This is a genomic window from Sutterella sp. (assembly GCF_052272535.1).
GTDB lineage: Bacteria > Pseudomonadota > Gammaproteobacteria > Burkholderiales > Burkholderiaceae_F > Sutterella.
In genome coordinates this window covers 1-2,557 of sequence record NZ_DAVZJY010000290.1, presented here as the reverse complement: position 1 = coordinate 2,557, position 2,557 = coordinate 1, and the positions used below count along the sequence as shown (strand labels likewise).

2 protein-coding genes are annotated in these 2,557 nt (G+C 69.1%); both read left to right on the top strand.

The window, feature by feature from the left end; all coding sequences use genetic code 11:
• A partial coding sequence (locus tag ACT6Y9_RS10360) for a polyprenyl synthetase family protein (protein ID WP_443744472.1) occupies positions 1–496 on the top strand: 496 nt, incomplete at its 5' end.
• Positions 497–627: 131 nt separating this feature from the next.
• Positions 628–2,517, top strand: coding sequence for a 1-deoxy-D-xylulose-5-phosphate synthase (gene dxs, locus ACT6Y9_RS10355; RefSeq protein ID WP_443744473.1), 1,890 nt, complete (start codon positions 628–630; stop codon positions 2,515–2,517).
• Positions 2,518–2,557 lie beyond the last annotated feature (40 nt).

Here is a 2,557-nt window from a genome sequence, read left to right as displayed (position 1 = left end):
CGCGCAGACCCTGGCGCGCGCCGCGGGCGTCTGGGGCATGTGCGGCGGGCAGGCGCTCGACCTCGCGATGGTGGGGGGGCACCCCGGCGAAGGCGAGCTCTCGCAGATGCAGGCGATGAAGACGGGCGCGATGATCCTCGCCTCCGTGCTGATGGGCGCGCAGGCGGGCGATTGGGAGCGTTTGGGCGACGTCGCGAAGTCGGGGCTCGTGCGCTATGCGCAGGCCCTGGGCGTCGCCTTCCAGGTGATGGACGACATCCTCGACTGCACGCAGGACACGGCGACTTTGGGCAAGACCGCCGGCAAGGACGAGAAGGACGACAAGCCCACGTGGGTGTCGCTCCTCGGACTCGAAGGCGCGCAGGCGCGCGCCCTGGAGCTCGAAGAAGCGGCGTTGGAGGGGCTGCGGCTCGCCGCGGCGGACCCCGTCGCCGAGCCGGAATCCGAGCGCCGTCTCGCCGAAATCGCCCGCTACGTCGTGCACCGCACGCACTGACGGCTCCGCCCGCAACCCCGACGCACGATTCACCCGTCCGCCGTGCGGACCCGGAAGACCACCCAAAGAGAAGCATGTTCTGGCACAACTCCAACGAAGACGATCAGGAACCCATCAACTACGGCGAGCCCATGAAGTACCGGCTCCTCGACGAGGTTGACGGGGTGGAGGCGCTCCGGCGCATTCCGGAGGCGCAGCTGCCGGAGCTCGCCCGCGAGCTGCGGCACTTCATGGTGCGCTCGGTTGCGAAGACGGGCGGCCACCTCTCGAGCTCGCTCGGCGCCGTGGAGCTCGCGCTCGCGATCCACTACGTCTTCAACACGCCCTACGACCGGCTGATCTGGGACGTGGGCCACCAGGCCTACGCCCACAAGATCCTCACCGGACGGCGGGCGGGCATGGCGAAGCTCCGTCAGATCGACGGCATTTCGGGGTTCCCCAAGCGCAACGAATCGCCCTTCGACGCCTTCGGCACGGCGCACAGCTCCACGTCGATCTCCGCCGCGCTCGGCATGGCGGTGGCCTCCCACCTCGCGGGTGAAAAGGACCGCTGGGCGATCGCCGTGATCGGCGACGGAGCGCTGACGGGCGGCATGGCGATCGAAGCCTTGAACGACGCGGGCGTCTGGAAGAAGGGCGTGAAGCTCCTCGTGATCCTCAACGACAACGACTGCTCCATTTCGCCCCCGGCGGGCGCGCTCTCCAAGCACCTCGCGAAGATCGTCTCGACGCAGGCCTTCAACAGCGCCCGCGAGATGAGCAAGCGCATGATGAAGCCCATCCCGAAGCTCTGGGAGGTCGCCAAGCTCGCCGAGCGCCAGACGATCGGCTTCGTCTCGCCTCAGTCCGCGCTCTTCTCGGTCTTCGACATCAACTACTACGGCCCGGTGGACGGGCACGACGTCCGCTCCCTCGTTGAGGTCCTCAAGAACCTCAAGAAGCTCGACCGTCCGCTCGTGCTGCACGTCGCGACGATGAAGGGCAAGGGCTATGCGCCCGCGGAGGCCGACCCGACCCTCTACCACGGCGTCGGCCCCTTTGACCCGGCCGTGGGGATCGTGAAGTCGGGCGCGCCCTCGAAGCCCACCTACACGCAGGTCTTCGGCCGCTGGGTGTGCGCGATGGCCGCGCGCGACAAGCGCCTCTATGCGATCACGCCGGCGATGCGTGAGGGCTCCGGGCTCGTGGAGTTCGAGCGGCGCTTCGCCGACCGCTACCGCGACGTCGCGATCGCCGAGCAGCACGCGGTCACCTACGCCGCGGGCCTCGCCTGCGGCGGCATGAAGCCCGTCGTGGCGATCTACTCGACCTTCCTGCAGCGCGCGATCGACCAGGTGATTCACGACGTGGCGCTCCAGAACCTCCCGGTGACGTTCGCGATCGACCGCGGCGGCATCGTGGGCGCCGACGGCGCGACGCACCAGGGCGTCTTCGACCTCGTCGAACTCCGGAGCGTTCCGAACCTCACCGTGATGACGCCCTCGAACGAGCGCGAGACGCGCTTGATGCTCACGACCGCCTTCGAGATGAATTCGCCCGCGGCCGTGCGCTACCCGCGCGGCAGGGGCCCGGGCGTCGATCCGGGAGAAGACTTCGAAACGATCCCCGTGGGCGTCGCCAACGTTCTGCGCCGCGGCGCGCGGGTCGCCTTCCTCGGCTTCGGCCCGATGACGAACGTGCTCGCGCCCGTCGCGCAGAATTTGGACGGCACGCTCATCGACATGCGCTTCGTCAAGCCCATCGACCGCGAGGCGGTGCTCGAGGCCGCACGCACGCATGACCTGCTCGTCACGGCCGAAGAGGGCGTCCTGATGGGGGGCGCCGGCGACGCGGTGATGGAGGTCCTCTCCGACGCCGGGGTCGACGCTCCCGTGATGCGCTTCGGCATCCCCGACGAATTCATCGAGCAGGGCACGCAGGGGCAGATCTACGAAATGCTCGGCCTCACGCCCGCCGCCGTCGAGGCGAAGGTCCGCGCGCGGTTGGAGGCGCTCGAAGAAGCCGCCGCCCCCAAGGCCTGAGGCCTTCCCGTCCTTTCCCATTCATGCATCCCGGCGCGGG

Bases quoted from the DNA above. Each gene is read 5' to 3' on its own strand.
- dxs (WP_443744473.1), top strand. From the start codon at position 628: ATGAAGTACCGGCTCCTCGACGAGGTTGACGGGGTGGAGGCGCTCCGG.